At 72.0% G+C, this 16,645-nt stretch carries 14 protein-coding genes and 2 pseudogenes; 9 read left to right on the forward strand and 7 right to left on the reverse strand.

What is annotated here, in order from left to right; genetic code table 11:
- The first annotated feature begins 259 nt into the window (after window positions 1–259).
- The 5 genes and pseudogenes from ADK41_RS32215 (at window position 260) to ADK41_RS32235 (ending at window position 5,837) form a co-directional block, all read left to right on the forward strand.
- Window positions 260–880 carry an SRPBCC family protein gene (locus tag ADK41_RS32215; protein WP_030823826.1) on the forward strand — a complete coding sequence of 207 codons (621 nt, stop codon included), beginning with the start codon at window positions 260–262 and terminating at the stop codon, window positions 878–880.
- 36 nt (window positions 881–916) lie between these two features.
- Window positions 917–3,229 (forward strand): FdhF/YdeP family oxidoreductase, encoded by a 2,313-nt coding sequence (locus ADK41_RS32220; protein WP_030823828.1) that lies wholly within the window; start codon window positions 917–919, stop codon window positions 3,227–3,229.
- Window positions 3,230–3,376: 147 nt separating this feature from the next.
- Window positions 3,377–4,111, forward strand: coding sequence for a D-Ala-D-Ala carboxypeptidase family metallohydrolase (locus ADK41_RS32225; RefSeq protein ID WP_030823831.1), 735 nt, complete (start codon window positions 3,377–3,379; stop codon window positions 4,109–4,111).
- A gap of 87 nt (window positions 4,112–4,198) precedes the next feature.
- Window positions 4,199–4,693, forward strand: a pseudogene (locus ADK41_RS32230) (TetR/AcrR family transcriptional regulator); the annotation flags it as partial.
- Window positions 4,694–5,174: 481 nt separating this feature from the next.
- On the forward strand, window positions 5,175–5,837 hold the full coding sequence (locus tag ADK41_RS32235; RefSeq protein ID WP_030823834.1) for a YceI family protein: 663 nt from the start codon (window positions 5,175–5,177) through the stop codon (window positions 5,835–5,837).
- Window positions 5,838–6,261: 424 nt separating this feature from the next.
- On the opposite strand, the gene ADK41_RS32240 is transcribed toward ADK41_RS32235, so the two are convergent.
- A complete protein-coding gene (locus ADK41_RS32240; RefSeq protein WP_030823837.1) occupies window positions 6,262–6,636 on the reverse strand; it encodes a VOC family protein in 375 nt (124 codons plus the stop codon).
- 371 nt (window positions 6,637–7,007) lie between these two features.
- Entirely contained in the window at window positions 7,008–7,487 is a 480-nt protein-coding gene (locus tag ADK41_RS32245; RefSeq protein WP_030823839.1) for an ATP-binding protein, read from the reverse strand.
- 156 nt (window positions 7,488–7,643) lie between these two features.
- On the opposite strand from ADK41_RS32245, the gene ADK41_RS32250 reads away from it, so the two are divergent.
- On the forward strand, window positions 7,644–8,021 hold the full coding sequence (locus tag ADK41_RS32250; protein WP_030823842.1) for an STAS domain-containing protein: 378 nt from the start codon (window positions 7,644–7,646) through the stop codon (window positions 8,019–8,021).
- 244 nt (window positions 8,022–8,265) lie between these two features.
- On the opposite strand, the gene ADK41_RS32255 is transcribed toward ADK41_RS32250, so the two are convergent.
- Complete coding sequence (locus tag ADK41_RS32255; protein ID WP_030823845.1) at window positions 8,266–8,835, reverse strand: PadR family transcriptional regulator; 570 nt, start codon at window positions 8,833–8,835, stop codon at window positions 8,266–8,268.
- 95 nt (window positions 8,836–8,930) lie between these two features.
- Between ADK41_RS32255 and ADK41_RS32260 the strand changes: the two genes are divergently transcribed.
- The 3 genes and pseudogenes from ADK41_RS32260 (at window position 8,931) to ADK41_RS32270 (ending at window position 11,171) form a co-directional block, all read left to right on the forward strand.
- Entirely contained in the window at window positions 8,931–9,362 is a 432-nt protein-coding gene (locus ADK41_RS32260) for a nuclear transport factor 2 family protein (RefSeq protein WP_234318676.1), read from the forward strand.
- Window positions 9,363–9,509: 147 nt separating this feature from the next.
- Window positions 9,510–10,260 (forward strand): annotated as a pseudogene (locus tag ADK41_RS32265) (2-phosphosulfolactate phosphatase).
- Window positions 10,261–10,607: 347 nt separating this feature from the next.
- Window positions 10,608–11,171 (forward strand): dihydrofolate reductase family protein, encoded by a 564-nt coding sequence (locus tag ADK41_RS32270; RefSeq protein WP_030823851.1) that lies wholly within the window; start codon window positions 10,608–10,610, stop codon window positions 11,169–11,171.
- A 1,147-nt stretch (window positions 11,172–12,318) separates the two neighbouring features.
- Here the strand turns inward: ADK41_RS32270 and ADK41_RS32280 are convergent.
- The 4 genes from ADK41_RS32280 to ADK41_RS32295 all read right to left on the reverse strand — a co-directional run bounded on the left by ADK41_RS32280 (window position 12,319) and on the right by ADK41_RS32295 (window position 16,577).
- Window positions 12,319–13,194 (reverse strand): class I SAM-dependent methyltransferase, encoded by an 876-nt coding sequence (locus ADK41_RS32280; protein ID WP_030823857.1) that lies wholly within the window; start codon window positions 13,192–13,194, stop codon window positions 12,319–12,321.
- Between the two features lie 110 nt (window positions 13,195–13,304).
- A complete protein-coding gene (locus tag ADK41_RS32285) occupies window positions 13,305–14,408 on the reverse strand; it encodes an NAD(P)-dependent alcohol dehydrogenase (protein ID WP_030823861.1) in 1,104 nt (367 codons plus the stop codon).
- A 1-nt stretch (window position 14,409) separates the two neighbouring features.
- Window positions 14,410–15,813 (reverse strand): aldehyde dehydrogenase family protein, encoded by a 1,404-nt coding sequence (locus ADK41_RS32290; protein WP_030823864.1) that lies wholly within the window; start codon window positions 15,811–15,813, stop codon window positions 14,410–14,412.
- An 8-nt stretch (window positions 15,814–15,821) separates the two neighbouring features.
- Window positions 15,822–16,577, reverse strand: a complete 756-nt coding sequence (locus ADK41_RS32295) for a (5-formylfuran-3-yl)methyl phosphate synthase (RefSeq protein ID WP_037803879.1) — start codon at window positions 16,575–16,577, stop codon at window positions 15,822–15,824.
- Window positions 16,578–16,645 lie beyond the last annotated feature (68 nt).

A 16,645-nucleotide genomic window follows, 5' to 3' on the forward strand; every position in this document is an offset into this window, starting at 1 on the left:
GCGCACGCGCGTCGTTCGGGTTACCCTGCCAAGAAATGTCAGTCGGCTCCGGAGGCGTGGTCGTCTCCGGCCGGCGGGACGCCTGTCTCGGGGTCCCTGAGACGGACCGTCTCCACGCCGCGGCGCTCGGACCGGCAGCCGTAGGACGGCACCGGGGTGACTCGAAGTGCACGACAGGGGAACCGGAAGGGAAGCCCTGACGCACCAGGGGAGGCCGGGTGTCCGCGCGCCCGGCTCCCTCACCGGAGGAGAGACCACGATGGCGCACGAAGACGACGCCCGGCAGGCCGTGCCGAACACGCCGGGAACGCGCACTGACGGTGACGGCGTCACGCACCGCCGACCACTGCGGGAGCGGCACGTCGAGGAGACGGTCGAGGTCGGGGTGCCGGTGCGGACGGCGTACAACCAGTGGACGCAGTTCAAGACCTTCCCGCGCTTCTCGACCGTGGTGCACGGCGTCGAGCAGATCAGGCCCGCCGTGACCGTCTGGACCATCGGCTACGGACCCCTGCGCCACCGCTTCGCGGTCGAGACCGTGGAGCAGGAGCCCGATGCCTACCTGGCCTGGCGCGGTCTCGAGCAGAACCCCTCCCACCAGGGCGAGGTCGAGTTCAGGCCGACGGGGCCCGGGAGCACCGCGATCACCGTCCGGATGCTCCTGGAACCGCGGGGAGCCGCGAGGTTCCTCACCCGCTCGTCCAGGGTCACCCGGCTGACCGCCCGGCTGGTGCGCGGCGAGCTCATGAGCTTCAAGCGGTTCATCGAGGGGCTGGGGCAGGAGGGCGGGGCCTGGCGCGGCACCATCCGCAACGGCCGTGTGCAGCACGATCGTCCGGAACCCCCCAGGAGCCGTGTGGCCCAGTGGCCCGTCGGCTGACCCGCGCACCGGACACGGCGAGAGAAAGGCGAACCGATGCAGAATCCGCCCGGCGAGGAGCCGGAGACCACCCTCTCCGTGACGCCGCCGAAGAAGTGGGCGGCCGGAGTCCCCGCGGTCGTGCACGCTCTGGAGTACTCCCTGGCGCAGACCTCCCCGCGCAAGACCGGGGTGGACCTGCTGGCCATGAACCAGGTGGGCGGGATCGACTGCCCCGGCTGCGCGTGGGCGGACCCGGCCCCGGGCCGGCGCCATCGCAACGAATACTGCGAGAACGGCGCCAAGCACATCAACGACGAGGCCACCACGCGCCGGGTCACCGCCGACTTCTTCCGTGAGCACAGCGTCTTTGACCTCGCCGCCCGCTCCGACATGTGGCTCAACCAGCAGGGGCGGCTCACCGAGCCGATGATCAAGCGGCCCGGCTCCGAGCACTACGAGCCCATCGGCTGGAACGACGCCCTGGACGTCCTCGCGCAGGAACTCCGGGCGCTGGCCTCCCCCGACGAGGCCGTCTTCTACACCTCCGGCCGCGCCAGCAACGAGGCCGCCTTCGTCCTGCAGCTCTTCGCCCGCGCCTTCGGCACCAACAACCTGCCCGACTGCAGCAACATGTGCCACGAGTCCAGCGGCTTCGCCCTGAGTGAGACCCTGGGCACCGGCAAGGGCACCGTCAGCCTCGACGACCTCCACCACGCCGACCTGATCTTCCTGGTCGGGCAGAACCCGGGCACCAACCACCCGCGCCAGCTCACCGCTCTGGAGGAGGCCAAGCGGGGCGGCGGCCGGATCGTGGCGGTCAACCCGCTGCCGGAGGCCGGGCTGCGGCGCTTCAAGAACCCGCAGAAGCCGAGCGGGATCGTCGGACGCGGCACCCAGCTCGCCGACCGTTTCCTGCACATCAAGCCCGGCGGCGACCTCGCCCTGTTCCAGGCCCTCAACCGCCTGCTGCTGGAGGCCGAGGACGCCCGGCCCGGCACCGTCCTGGACCACGACTTCATCGACGCCCACACCACCGGCTTCGAGGAGTTCGCCCGGCACACCCGCACCGTCGACTGGGACGACGTGCGCACGGCGACCGGATTGACCCGCGAGGAGATCGAGAAGGTCCGCGACGAGGTCCTGCGGAGCGAACGCGTCGTCGTCTGCTGGGCGATGGGCATCACCCAGCACAAGCACGGCGTGCCCACCATCCGGGAGATCGTCAACTTCCTGATGCTGCGCGGCAACCTGGGGCGCGCCGGCACCGGCGCCTGCCCGGTGCGCGGCCACAGCAACGTCCAGGGCGACCGCACCATGGGCATCTGGGAGCAGATGCCGGACACCTTCCTCGACGCCCTGCAGAAGGAGTTCGGTTTCGACCCTCCGCGTCCGCACGGCCTGGACTCGGTGAACTCGATCAAGGCGATGCGCGAGGGCCGCATCAAGGTCTTCCTCGCCCTGGCCGGCAACTTCGTCCGTGCCGCTCCCGACAGCGAGGTCACCGAAGAGGCGATGCGCTCGTGCCGGCTGACCGCCCACATCTCCACCAAGCTCAACCGCTCGCACACCGTCTGCGGCGACACCGCGCTGATCCTGCCGACCCTGGGGCGCACCGAGCGTGACGTCCAGGCCGACGGCGAGCAGTTCGTCACCGTCGAGAACTCCATGAGCGAGGTGCACACCTCCCGGGGCCGCCTCGAACCGGCCTCCCCGCTGCTGCTCAGCGAAGTCGCCATTCTGTGCCGGCTCGCCCGCCGCACCCTGGGCGGCAAGGCGGAGATCCCCTGGGCCGAGTTCGAGGGCGACTACGGCACCATCCGCGACCGCATCTCCCGCGTCGTGCCGGGTTTCCACGACTTCAACGCACGGGTGACCCGCCCCGGGGGCTTTCAGCTGCCCAACCCGGTCAACGAGGGCGTCTTCAACAACAAGGTCGGCAAAGCCCTGTTCACCTGCAACGAGAGCGTGGTCCCCCGGGCGCCCGAGGGGCACCTGCTACTGCAGACGCTGCGCTCGCACGACCAGTGGAACACCGTCCCCTACACCGACAACGACCGCTACCGCGGCATCCACGGCAGCCGCCACGTCGTACTCGTCAACCCGGCCGACCTGACCGGACTCGGCCTCGCCCAGGGCGATCGCGTCGACCTCGTGAGCGTCTGGGCGGACGGCACCGAGCGCCGGGCCGAGAACTTCGAGGTCGTGTCCTACCCGGCCGCGAAGGGGTCGGCCGCCGCCTACTACCCGGAGACGAACGTCCTGGTGCCGCTGGACAGCGTCGCGGACATCAGCAACCAGCCCACGTCGAAGGGCATCGTCGTCCGCCTCGAACCCACCCTCGACCGGACACGGCCCGCACCCGCCTGACCGGCCGCACGACCGGGAAGCGAAGCCGGTGGCCCCGCGTCCGGCGGGACCATCGGCTTCGCTTCCCGCAGGACGCCATTGACGCGCGTAGCTCGTTGCCGCACTCTGGGCTCCGGTTGTTGTCGACTCAACGGTCGGGAGGCCGGAATGTTCGGACGCGCGTCACGCCTGCTTCTCTCATTTGTCATGCTCATGACTGGCATGGTGGCCGGGATGGGCGTCGCGGCCGGAACCGCGCATGCCGACTCCTGCTACACCTGGAACCGCTCCCTCTCCCAGGGGTCCTCCGGCAGCGACGTGACCCAGCTCCAGATCCGGGTCGCCGGCTGGGTGACCTCCGGCGAGCGGCTCTCCTACGACGGCCAGTACGGCGCACGGACCGCCGCCGCCGTCAAGAAGTTCCAGGCCGCGTACGGACTGAGCGCGGACGGGGTCGCCGGCCCCTCGACCTTCAGCAAGATCTACGCTCTCCAGGACGCCGACTGCACGCCCGTCCACTTCAGCTACGCCGAACTCAACAAGTGCAACTCCGACTGGTCCGGCGGCGCGGTCTCCGCGGCCACCGCCAAGTCGAACGCGCTCAAGACCATGTGGAAGCTGGAGGCGATGCGGCACGCCCTCGGCGACGTCCCGATCACCATCTCCAGCGGCTTCCGCTCCCGCGCGTGCAACAACGCGGTCGGCGGCTCCGCGACCAGCCGTCACCTCTACGGAGACGCGGCCGACCTCGTCGGCTCACCGTCCTTGTGCCGCCTCGCCCAGCAGTCCAGGACGCACGGCTTCTCGGAAATCCTCGGCCCGGGCTACCCGGGTCACAACGACCACACCCACGTGGCCTTCGACCCGTCACCGTACTGGTCGGCCCCCACCTGCGGCATCTGACCGACGGGGCTGTCGCGGGGATCGGCCGACGGGCGATCCCCGCGACAGCCCCGGGCCGGTGCACCACCACATCCCTGGGACGACCGCGTCGCCCGGCGTGCAGGCGTCGGCCCCGCCACGCCGTACCGGCGCTTCCCGACCGAGCAGGCACTGATCGTGGAGACCCGCGCCGAGCAGCGGCGGGCCTGTCATGCCGCCGTTCATGACGCCCTCGCGGACGCGGACCCGTGGCACGGGTTCCGGAACCCGGTCGAGCGGATCTGTGGACTCCACGCGCACAGCCGGGGATTCGCCGACGCCTTCCCCGAGGCCATGGACTTCGCCGCCGGCCGGGAGCGGACTCCGGGCGCGGCCGGCGAACCGGCCCGCCGCGCCCAGGAGACCGGCCGATCGCGCCCCGGCTTCGTCGTCGACGACCTGATCCTCATGCCATGGCCCACCGGGGCCTCCGGGACACGCCGCGCACCGCCCGGTTCGCGGCCTCCCGCCGCTTCGCCGCCTACGTGATCGGGGGCATTGCGCGCCGCCCCGGAGACGGGAGCGCCTACGCCACTGCCGCCGGCACCATGCCTGCGGTGCGCACACTCACCCGGCACGCCATGGACCCGTCACCTGGAGGTTCGGCGGTCCTCGCGGCTCAGTGGACTGGCCGGGTCCCTGCCGCCAGGGGCCGTGTGTCACCGGGCCGGGAGCGACGACGGCGCAGTCCGTTCACGTGAGCGCGGCCGAACCCCGCGCACCGGCGGAGCGCGTTCCGCGGGGGACGACGACGCCGCGTCGACGCATCAGTTCCTCCACCTCGCGAAAGCTCGGCAGGAAGCGGTGACGCAGTCGGCGGTGAGTACGGTGGCGCCCCCGGTCGCCCGCATCCTCTCCATGCCGCTGAACGTGCCGGGCGCGCGAGGGACCGGCCTCGCCGGCCGTCCGGGGAACACTCATGTCGATCTTGTGCAGCTTTGCGGTCGACGGCATGGAACCCGGACGAGGCCGCTCATCTCGCCACGCGGCACCTGTCGACTTCGTGATAGCACGGAGCGACCAGACAGAGAGGGCCTACGACGTCATGGGCATCTTCAGCCGCCGCCAGACAGACGTGATCGAGCCGACGCCGGTTGCCGGCGCCGGTGTGCCCGCAGCGAGGGCCTCGACCACCGGTGCCGCACTGGATCCGACGCTGCGGGCGTTGACCGGGCGATGGACCATCGACCGCCCGCACAGCCGCATCGGTTTCTCTGTCCGTCACGCGATGGTGACGACGGTTCGGGGTGCTTTCAGCGACTACGACAGCACTCTGTACTTCGACGGGGCGCGGCCCTCCGAGTCGCGGGCCGACCTCGTCATTCGGGTTGCCAGCGTCGACACGGGCGTGGAACAGAGGGACGCGCACCTCATCGGCCCCGACTTCTTCGACGCGCGGCGCCACCCGGAGATGGTGTTCCGCAGCACCTCCGCCTTCCACGAGGGCGGGGAGAGCTTCCGCATGACGGGAGAGCTGACCATCCGCGGCGTCACCCGGCCCGTCGACCTGCAACTCGACTACCTCGGCTCGGTCCTGGATCCGTTCGGGTACGAGCGAGCCGGCTTCGACGGCACCACCACCATCGACCGCACCGAGTGGGGCCTGGCCTACGACCAGCGCCTCAAGAACGGCGGCGCCATGGTGAGCGAGAAGGTCCGGTTGCAGTTCGACATCTCCGCGATCCGGGTCACGTCATCACCGTCCTGATGGGCTCCCTCGCCCTCCAGAGGCGCTCGCGTCGCCGAGGAACGGCTTTCCGGGGTTCTGCGCCTTCGGCCGGTGGAGGCGTCCCGCCCGCTCATCGGCAGCGCGCCCGCCCTGTCCTCTCCCCCGCCGACGTGTCCTGTCCGACGGCGGCACGGCGCGGCGGCTCCGGCCCCCGCGCGGTACCGGCGAGCGCACCCCGCCCCCGCACTGTGTCCGTGCCTGCGGGGAGCAGCCCGCGTGAAGCGTCGCCGGGCGTACAGCGAGGGCGAAGGCGCGGACGACTTCGGCGAGGCCGTGCCGTTCCGGCTCGAAGGCGAGCACGGCCGCGTCCTCGCCGTACGTCTGTCGTCCTTCGGCGCACCGGAGGGCGCCGACGCGGTGCGAGGGTCGTGTCGCTGCCGTCGCGGTGCCGGGCCGGGATCGCTCAGGCGCCCGGAAGGAAGAGACAGAACGGGTGACCATGAGGGTCACGGAGGACTCGTACGTCCTTTTGGGGCTGGTGGTCCTCCAGCGTCGCGCCCAGGGCGCAAGCCCGCTCGGTCTCCGCCTCCAAGTCGTCGACCTGCAGGTCCACGTGTGCCTGCATCTGCTGAGTACCTGATCGCTGAGGCCACACCGGGGGCGTGTGATCGGCTTCCAGTTGGAAGCTGAGACTGGGGCGGTCCTGTTCGGGATCCCGCAGCCGGACCCATTCGGGGTCCCGCTCGATCTCCTGCCAGCCCAGCAGGGCACGGTAGAAGTCGGCCAGCGCGGGCGGATCGGGAGTGCCGAGGACAAAGGCACCGAGCATCGTCGTCATGCCCCCACCCTGCCCCCGGCGCCCGCCCCCATGCATCGGCCCGCGCAGGGGCGGACCAGTGCCGGTCCAGAGGTGCCGGGCGCCCCTCCTGCGGCCCGTGAGCACTTCTGCGAGCGGCCGCCGGACCGGTGCCCCTGGCCACCCGCCCTCCGCCGGGCATGGGCCGGCTTCGCCATGACGGACCGGCCCCCTGAGCCGCCCGCGACACCGTCGAACACCCTGTCATGACCTACGCCCGCAGCGACGCCGCCGCCCACCAGGTCGTCGAAGACCCCCAAGAGCGAACGCGAACGGCGCGACGGCCACCCCGCGGCCAGGTGACCGGGCACCGGGCCTCGACGTGCCTCCTGGCCCGAAGTCCAGGGAGCACGTCAAAGCGGCTGTCGCCCGGCGAGAGCACCTGCGGGCTCGTCCAGCAGGGCGATGCGGGCCGTGATGCTCTTGCCGACCGGCTCGCGCTGCGCCGCGAAGCCCTGGCAGACGGCCATGACGATCTCCAGGCCGTGCTGGCCCACCCGGCCGGCGTCCGCGGCCCGGGCGAGCGGCAGCACCGGGTCGGAGTCCCACACCCTCACCTCCACGGTGTCACCGATGACGCGCAGATCCAGCAGCGCCGGCCCGGGAGCGTACTTGCGGGCGTTGGTGACCAGCTCGCTGACCACCAGTCGGGTCACGTCGATGGCACGCCGGGAGACCGGCAGGCCGTGCTCGGCCTGGACGCGAGCGAGGAAGTCGGCGGCCAGGTGGCGGGCATGGGCGATGTCGGCGCCGTCCCCGTCCAGGGCGATCGTGGTGTGTATGCGCCGCTCGTCCGGCGCCGCACCGTCCGCGCCCAAGGGAACTGGATTCATCCCGGCCACCTTCGCCACCCCGTTCACACCTCGCGCGTACCCGCGCAGGGACGGGTGACGCCTCATGTCCCTCTGTCGTCTCCGTCACACACGGGCATCACCCGGTGCGTGCGGGGCAATCACCGGGTGAAGGTTTGGTGTGTAAGTATCACTGACATGTCTGAGGGAAAAGTGGCGAACAGCAATCGGGCTGAACAGCGGGAACAACTGTCGGTCGCAGCCACCGCCACTGACGGCGTCCAGGTGCTGAACCCGGCCGGGGAGATCGATCACCACACCGGCGATGCCCTCCGCCACGCCCTGGACGTCGCCCTCACCGCTCACCCCCGTGTCGTGGTCGACCTGGGTGGGGTGACTTTCATGGACTCCAGCGGCATCAACGTCCTCATCGCCGCTCATCACGCCCTCACCCAGGCCGGCGGCTGGCTGCGCCTGGCCGCGCCCACGGACACCGTGATGCGCACCCTGCAGATCGTCGGCGTCGACGCCGTCATCGACTGCCACGACACCCTCCGCCAGGCCCTTGCCGACTGACCGCTGCGACAGGTCGGCCATGCGCCGGCCGGCCGTGACCGAGGCGTGATCACTTTCGTGGGCGGAAAACCCGGCGCGGTCCGGTCGCTGCGGAGCGGCCGGCCGGGTCCGGCGAGGCGACATGCGCCGGGGCGATGCCGGGGGATCCGTGGCCGCGTTCGAACATGCCGGGCGAGCGGCATGCGAGGCCGAGGCAGGAGGCGACGACGGTGGCCAGCGTGCGACGTGGCGCAGGTACGCCGCGTCAGTGGGGGACATGGGCCCGCCGCCTCTCCTCGAGGACGGTGATCGTGCGCGCGCACCAGTCGCGGTTCTCCCGTTCGAAGGCCACGCCGCGCAGACAGGTCAGGTACGGGCCGATGCGGTCGCCGTGACGGAGGAACTCCTCTTCCGTACGGTCGCCGCGCAGGCGGCGCAGCAGGGCGCCGAAGAGGTCTATCTTGGCCTGGGCGATCCGGGCGCGCTCGGTGAGCTGGGCGACGAGCGCGGCGGTGTCGACGTGGTCGGCGGCCTGGACCTTGACGAGCAGGTCGTCGCGGACGACGGCCGGCTTGGCGGAGGCGGCCGTGAAGGTCTCCAGTTCCACGAGGCCGGCGTCGGTCACGTGGAACAACCGCTTGTTCGGCCGGCTCTCCTGCAGCACCTCCCGGCCCGCGACCAGCCCTTCCTTCTCCAGCCGGGTCAGCTCGGCGTAGAGCTGCTGCGGCTGTGCGTACCAGAAGTTGGCCACACCGACGTCGAACGCCTTGGCCAGCTGATAGCCGCTGAGCTCACCGTCGAGCAGCGCCGCCAGCACGGCGTGCCTCAGTGCCATGGGATCCCTTCCTCACATGCCTCTGTCCCCCAGAGGGATATTCATGGTACTCATAAAAATGAGTAATCATATTGATGACTATGAAGGCGGGGCCTTTGAACACTCCCGACCGTTTCCGCGCAGCCGTCGACAACCAGGACCTCGCGGCCCTGGACGACCTGTTCACCGACGACATCCGCCTCTACAGCCCCGTCACGTTCACGCCCTTCGAGGGCAAACCGGCGGTGCTGGGACTCTTCAGGGTCCTGCTGCGGACCTTCGAGGACTTCCGGTACATCGGCCACCACACCGGCACCGCGCAGACCAGCGGCGACGCCACCACCGCACCGTCCGCAGTGCTGCTCTTCCGCGCCAGGGCGGGCGGCAAGGAGATCCACGGCATCGACCTGCTGCACTTCGACGACGACGGCCGGATCAAGGAGTTCACCGTCATGGTCCGGCCCCGGTCCGCCGTGCACGCCCTCGGCGAGGCGGTCCTCGCCGGCCTGGTCGCGGACGGACCGGCCCCGGCGCCGCCCCCTCCGTAGGCGGCCCGCGGGCCAGGGACCGAAAACCGGCTCCCCGGCCGACCGGACGTGCCGAGTGGTCCGCGGCGGCTGTCGATCAGCCGGAGGGCGGGAAACCCGGGAACGTCGAAGTGATGCGCGGCGCCGTCCAGGCGCTCCGGTTCGGGTGTGCGCGATCACGACCGGACGCAGGCTCGTTTCCTCGGTATCGCAGAACCGGCCGAAGCCCCGCCCGTGGCGGTCGTGGTCGACGTCATGCGTGCTTTCACGGTGGCCGCCTGGGCCTTCGCCCGAGGAACGGAAGAGACCGTTCCCGCCGAGTCGCCGGACGAAGCCCTGGCACTCAGAACTCGCCACCCGGACCGGGTGGCGCTCAAGGACGGTCCGCCCGCGCCCGGGTTCGACACCGTCGACTCGCCGGGCCTGCTGCGGTCCGTCGGCCTCGGCGGACGGACCGCCATGCGAGAAGACCACCGCGGGGACGGCCGGCGCCCTCGCGGTCAAGGAAGCCTCGCTGCTGCTGCGCGCCGGCTTCGTGGTGGCGGAGGCGACGGCCCGGCTCCTGCGGGCACGCCGGTGCGACAGCGTCATGTTCGTGGTCACCGGCGAGAACGGGCGGGCCGAGGAAGACCCGGCGTGCGCCCGGTACATCGCGCGGAGGGCCGCCGGGGCCGGTGCGGATGCGGCCGGGTTCCTCCGCCGCGCCGACGCGTCGCGAGCCGCCGAACTGCGGGAGGGCGTGCGTCAAGGAGCCCACCCCGACGACGTCGCGCTCTGTCTCGCACTCGACCGGTTCCCCTTTGCCATGGCGGCGGCCCCGGAGGACTCGCTCATGGTCCTCCGGCCGCACGCCGCGTCTTCGCCGGCCGACGGGGCTTCGCTCCGATCGCCGGTGAGGTCCGTGCCGGCGCGGGCCTGAACGCCCTCACCCGCGCACGGACGAGAAGGGGCCGTTCGTGATGCGGTGGGTTCCACCGCTCGACGCTCCGCTGTTCGATCGGCACAGGACGGCGAAGACCGGTCGACGGCGGTCGGCCCGGGTCACGGAGGCCGACCGGGGTGGTCGAGCCGCGCGTCCCGCTCGTCGTCCCGGACGCCCGGCGTCCCGGTCCCGGCACTCGTCCCGTCGAGGAAGTCCCCGCTTTCGCCCGCGAGGCCGGCCACCGGCGTGTGACGCCGCGGACCGACGGCCATCCGGTGTCCGGCCGATGAGTTCCGCGGCGTTCGGCGGTCGTATCGTCGAAGCCGTTGGCGAAGGGAGTTCTGATGCGCAGCGTGACCTATTCGATGAGCGTCTCACTCGACGGTTACATCGTCGGGCCGGACGGCGACTTCAACTGGACGGCGCCCGACGAGGAGGTCTTCCGCTTCTGGATCGACGAGATTCGAGACGTCGGCGTCCACCTGATGGGACGACGGCTGTACGAGACGATGCTGTACTGGGAGACCGCCGACCAGGACCCCTCGCTCGACGAGCCGGCGCTCGAGTGGACCGCGCTCTGGAAGCCGCTCCCCAAAGTGGTGTTCTCCAGCACGCTGTCGACGGTGCAGGGCAAGGCCCGCCTGGCCTCCGGCAGCCCGGCGGAGGAGATCGAGCGGTTGCGGGCCGAGCCGGGAGAGGGCGACATCGCGATCGGCGGCGCGACCCTCGCCGCCGAGGTGGCGGCGTCGGGCCTGATCGACGAGTACCGGGCCGTGGTCTACCCGGTGCTGGTGGGCGGTGGCATTCCGTTCTTTCCCCGGCGCGAGCGCCGGGTGGATCTCGAACTCGTCGAGACCCGCGCCTTCAGCTCGAAAGTCGTCTACCTCCGCTACCGCGTGGCACGCTAGGCCGGGCCCGAGAAGGCCGCTGCCTCGGCTCGCTGCGGTGCTCCTCCCCCGGCCCGCCGCCGGGCGGGTCCACGACGCCGTCGAGCGACACGAAACCGGTGTGCACCACGTCGCGCATGCTGCTGTCTGCTCATGACCGGGTGAGTTGCCGGGTCCCCACTGGATCGCGGACGTGGCAGCCGTCTTGGACGGAACCGACGTCCGGCGCGCGTCGTCCACCGCACCGCCGCCCCATGGACGCTCATCCGGAACGTCCGACCACGAGCCGGCCCGGCCCTGTGGCCCTCCCCCTCGAAGGTGCAGGAAACCAAGGACCGAGAGGGGGTAAACGGCAGTCATGGACGGCACACGATCTCAGCAGGACGAGCGGGGCCGACAAGAAGCCCGGGCCCGATGGACCATGTGGACCTGGCAATGGGCCAGGTGGCCGGCCCTGATCCTCGCGGTCAGCTGGGCGGCCAGCTGGATCGGCAGTCTCAGCCGGGGTGAGCGGGGACAGGATCTGTGGTGGCCCCTGGCCAGTACCGTCATCTGGACAGCGGTGACCGTGAACGGCTTCGTGACCTGCCGCCGGATCAGGACGACGACTCTGCCGTCCCTCACCCGTCGGCCATCCGCCTGATCACCTCGCCCGGCCCGTCTCCCCGTTCCCCGTCACCTCCCGCCGCTGGGGGCGAAGTCCTCCAGCAGGCACAGACCCGCCCAAGCGGACGGGTCCGCCGGCGGGGGCGGGGCTCGAGCAGCGAACCGGGAGCCCAGGGTCGCCCGGTCCCCTCGGTGCGCACACCTCCGCATCCCCCACGAGGTGTGGCCGGCCTCCGTCTCGGCCGGCGTCGTGCGGCGATCCGTTCGACATCGTTCCGTGTCAAGGGGGTTGAGGGGGAGCGGCGGCGTACTCGTCGCCGCCGCTCGGCCGCACCGGAGCCACCGTTCTGGCGGCGCTGCGCATACCGGCGACCACCACGGCCCCGGCCGAGAGGACCGGCACGGCAAGCCTCCACATGCTGCGCCCCTCGGCCGGGCGCCGCTGGGCAGAAGTGCGGGCAGCGGCGCCGGCGAACACGGAAGGCGGCGTCCTCCGGCGACGTGTGAACATCCGCTGCGAGGCGGTGGGGCGACGCGGACGCCGCCGTGAGCGCTGCGGACGTCATGGCCGGTGCTTGTGCGCGAACACCCACCGGTTCCCCTCCAGCGCGTCGTTCGGCTCGGGAAGGGGGCCGCGTCCGTGCCGGTGGGTGAAGTCGAAGGGGGTGTGCACCGAGGTGGACCAGCCCCTGGCCGTCAGGTCGCCCGCGGAGTCGGGCCGGGGCCCCTTGTCGAAGAGGCGGAGCAGGTCGATGCCGATCCGCTCTCGCGTCGCCGTGTAGATCGCGCTGTCGCGGTACTCCAGCAGATCCTTCTCCAGCTTGGCCTCGAAGGCCAGTGCGCTGCCTTCGGTGGTCAGCCGGTCCACCGTGTCGACGAGGTACGTCTCGACGGGACTCGGCAGGTAGAAGAGCAGTCCCTCGGCCAGCCAGACGCTCGGCGCGGCCGGGTCGAAGCCGGCGGCGGTCAGCGCGGTGACCCAGTCGGCGCGCAGGTCGACCGGTACGGGGACGCGCTTCGCCTTCGGGGCGGCCGACAGGTCCGTGAGCACCCGCTGCTTGAACGCCAGCACGCCCGCCCTGTCGATCTCGAAGACCGCACAGTCGCAGGGCCACTCCAGCCGGAAGGCGCGGGTGTCCAACCCCGCTCCGAGCAGGACCACTTGACGGGTGCCCGTACGCACCGACCGGAGGAGGAAGTCGTCGAGGACCCTGGTCCGCAGGCCGAAGTAGCGGGCGAACCGCCCCCACAGCGGATCGCCGTCTCCGTCCGGGACCTGCTGGATGCGCACCGGCCAGTGCGCGCACGCCGGGGCGGCGCGCACGAAGTGTTCCGCGTAGACGTCCTGGGCCAGGCTGTCGGGGCGGTGGGTCTCGATCGCCCGTGCCGCGGCCACCAGGAGGGCGGTCAGACCCACGCCCGCGTCCACGCCTCCCACGTCGGTGTGCGGCGACGCCGTGCCGGCCGTGTTTCGTCCGTCGGCGGGAGTGGGGACCACGGGGCGCCCGCTTGCCGGGTGCGGTGAGCCCGCGGTGCCGTGTGCCTCGCTCATCGGTTTCTTCCCTCCGGGAGCAGGACGGGTTTGACCACGCGGCCCGCGTCGCAGTCGCGTTCGGCCTCGTTGATGTCGGCCAGCGGGTACGTGCGGATCAGTTGGTCGAAGGGGAAGCGTCCGGCCTGCCACAGCCCGGTCAGCCGGGGTATCAGCAGTCCGGGCACGGCGTCCCCTTCGCAGATGTGGCGGATGCTGCGGCCCCGGTCCAGCGTGCCCGGTTCGAGCGGCAGCGCGGTGTGGAGCCGTGCCACCAGGCCGAGGCTTCCGGTGGGGCGCAGTGCCCGGAGCGCGTCGTTGATGAGCGGGGACGAGGCCGTGGTGTCCAGCGCGTACTGCGCGCCGCCGTCGGTGAGCCGCCGGATCCGTTCGGGCAGTCCGGCCGTTCCGGCGGGCAGCGGGATCGCGCCGAACCGCTCGGCCAGGGCCAGCCGCCCGGGGTGCCGGTCGACGGCCACGGTCAGCGCGCCGGCGGCGGTGGCCGCCATCACCGCGGCCAGGCCCACCGCTCCCGCGCCGAAGACCGCGAGGGTGTCGGCGGGGCCGGCGCCGAAGGTGTTCAGCACGGCTCCGGCGCCGGTGAGGAAGCCGCAGCCGAGCGGTCCGAGCAGTGCGACGGGCAGTGCGGGGTCGACCCGGACCGCGTTGCGGGCCGGGACGAGCGCGTACTCGGCGAACGAGGACTGGCCGAACCACCGGGGCGCGAGCGCTCCCCCGGTCGCGTCGGTGAGCCTTGGTGCTTCCTCCTCGCGCCCTCCGAAGAGGTTGAGGGAGGCGAAGGAGTCGCAGTGGGCGGGGGACGCGCCGCGGCAGTTCCGGCAGTGTCCGCAGGAGTCGAAGCTCAGCACGACGTGGTCACCGACGCCGATCGCGGTGCCCGGGCCGCCCGTCCGCACCACGATCCCGGCCCCCTCATGGCCGAGCACCGCCGGCAGCGGGCTGCGACCGGCCGATCGCCGGACCGCGAGATCGGTCCGGCACATCCCACAGCCCGTGATCTCGACAAGGATCTCGCCGACGGCGGGTTCCGTGCGCAGGGTCACCTCCTCGATCGCGAACGGGTCCTCGTACGAGCGCAGTACGGCCGCCTGGAACCTCACGTCACTCCTCCTGCGGTCGGTGGACGACGAACGGCCGGAGGTTGCCGTAGAACCCCCACGGTCCGCCCGCGATGCCGACACCGCTGTTCTTGACGCCCGCGAAGGGCTGGGCGAGGGACAGCTCGGCATGGTGGTTGATCCAGGCCGTGCCGCATTCGAGCCGGCCGGCCACCGCCTCGGCCCGGTCGGGATCGGCGCCCCATACGGATCCGCCCAGTCCGAAGCCGGTGCCGTTGGCCGCGTCGACTGCTTCGTCGAGGCTCCGGTACGGAAGCACCGGCAGGACGGGTCCGAACTGTTCCTCGGTCACCACCGGGCTGTCGGGTGGGACATCGGTGAGGATCGTGGGAGCGAAGAAGCAGCCCGGCCCGTCCAGCCGGTGGCCGCCGGCCGCCGCCCGGGCGCCGTCCGCCAGGGCCCGCTTCGTGACCTGCTCGACGCGGGCCAGCTGAGGGGCGTTGCTGACCGGGCCCAGCCGGGTCTCCGGGTCGAGGCCGGGCCCGACGGCGACGGTCTTCGCGCGCCGGGCGAGGGCTTCGACGACCTCGGCGTGGAGCCGTGCCGGTGCGTAGACGCGTTTGACCGCCATGCAGACCTGCCCGCAGTTGCGGAACGCCGCCCAGAACAGCCGGTCCGCGATCCGGTCCACCTCGACGTCGTCCAGCAGGACGGCGGCGTCGTTGCCGCCCAGTTCCAGGGTGACCCGGGCGAGCGAGGCCGCCGCCGCCCCGGCGACGGCCCGCCCGGTGGGCACCGAGCCGGTGAAGGTGACGTGGCGGATGCCCGGGTGGGAGGCGAGGCGGGCGCCGAGCGGTTCACGGCCGGTGACGACGGTCAGTACGTCTTCGGGCAGGGCGGTGGCGAGGACGGAGCCGAGCAGTCGGGTGGCGAGGGGGGTGAACGGGGACGGTTTGAGGACCATGGTGTTGCCCGCCGCGAGCGCGGGCGCGAACTTCGCCGCCGCGAGCTGGAGGGGGAAGTTCCACGGCACGATCGCGGCGACGGGTCCGAGGGAGCGCCAGCGGATCTCGCTGTGCACGGGCCGGCCGTCGGTGATCCGCCGGGTTCTGGGGGCCAGGTCCGCGAAGTAGCGCAGGCGGGCCGCCGTACGGTCGATCTCCGCGTACGACTCGGCCAGGGGCTTGCCCTGTTCCCGGGTGAGCAACCGGGCGAGGCTGCCGCCCGCCGTCTCCACGGCGTCGGCCGCCACGCGCAACGCGGTGGCGCGGGCGGCGGGATCGGCGCGCCAGCCGCGCCAGGCCCGGTGGGCCCGGCCGACCACGGCGTCCAACTCGTCCGGATGCTGGTCGGGGACCTCGTCGACGGTCTCCCCGGTGGCCGGGTCGACGACGCCGAAACGCGCGGTCCGGCGTCCGGGGGCGCGGCCGGGTTCGGGGGCGGGCATGCCGCTGGTCACTTCCCGGCGGGGACGCCGACCGCGTGCTCCCGGGCCTGCCGGTCCATCTCCGCCCGGAAGGCGGCCACCAGACGCGGCTGGATCCTCCCGGCCTTGCGGTCGCCGCCCGCGCAGACCGCTCCGCGCACGCCCACGATGTCCGTGCCGATGCGGGTCAGCGGACCGAGGTCGGTCTGTTGGACGCTGCCCGCGAGGGCGGCGAGCAGACCGGCCGCATGGGCCAGCCGGACGAACTCGGCGCACACGTCCGGCGGAACGTGGTCGAACAGCCGCGTCCCGTCCTTGACGGCGGTGTCGAGCATGGCGGCGTCGGCGCCGGAGCGGGCGGCGATGTGGGGCACGGCGAGCGGATTGACGCAGCCGATCCGGTGGGCGTCGGCGTAGCCCGAAGCGACGACGAGCGCTTTCGGGCGGTGGTCCTTCACCGCCCGGACGACCGCGCTCATGACCTCGACACCCTGCTCCGGCGTCGTGCATCCGTAGAGGCCGACCTTGATGTACGTGGCGCCGGAGACGACCGCGCCGAGCGCGGCCTGGGCCACCGTACCGGGCTTGTACGGGACGTCTCCCACGGTGGCGGACACCGGTTTGTCCGCCGGGACCGCGTCACGGATCTCCCTGATGACCCAGGGGAAGTTGGCGCCGAGCGAACCCTCGTCGGGCTTCTTGACGTCGACGATGTCGAGGTGCTCCGCCGACTTCGCGCAGTCGAGGGCCTCCTCGACGCCGTCCGGGGAGATGAGAAGCAACACCATGGGCTCCTTCCGCCGCATGTCCGCCTGGCCGAGGGACAGGGGTGCGGATCACCTGGTTCGTGTGC

This window comes from Streptomyces caelestis, assembly GCF_001279005.1.
In the GTDB taxonomy this organism is placed as follows: domain Bacteria; phylum Actinomycetota; class Actinomycetes; order Streptomycetales; family Streptomycetaceae; genus Streptomyces; species Streptomyces heliomycini.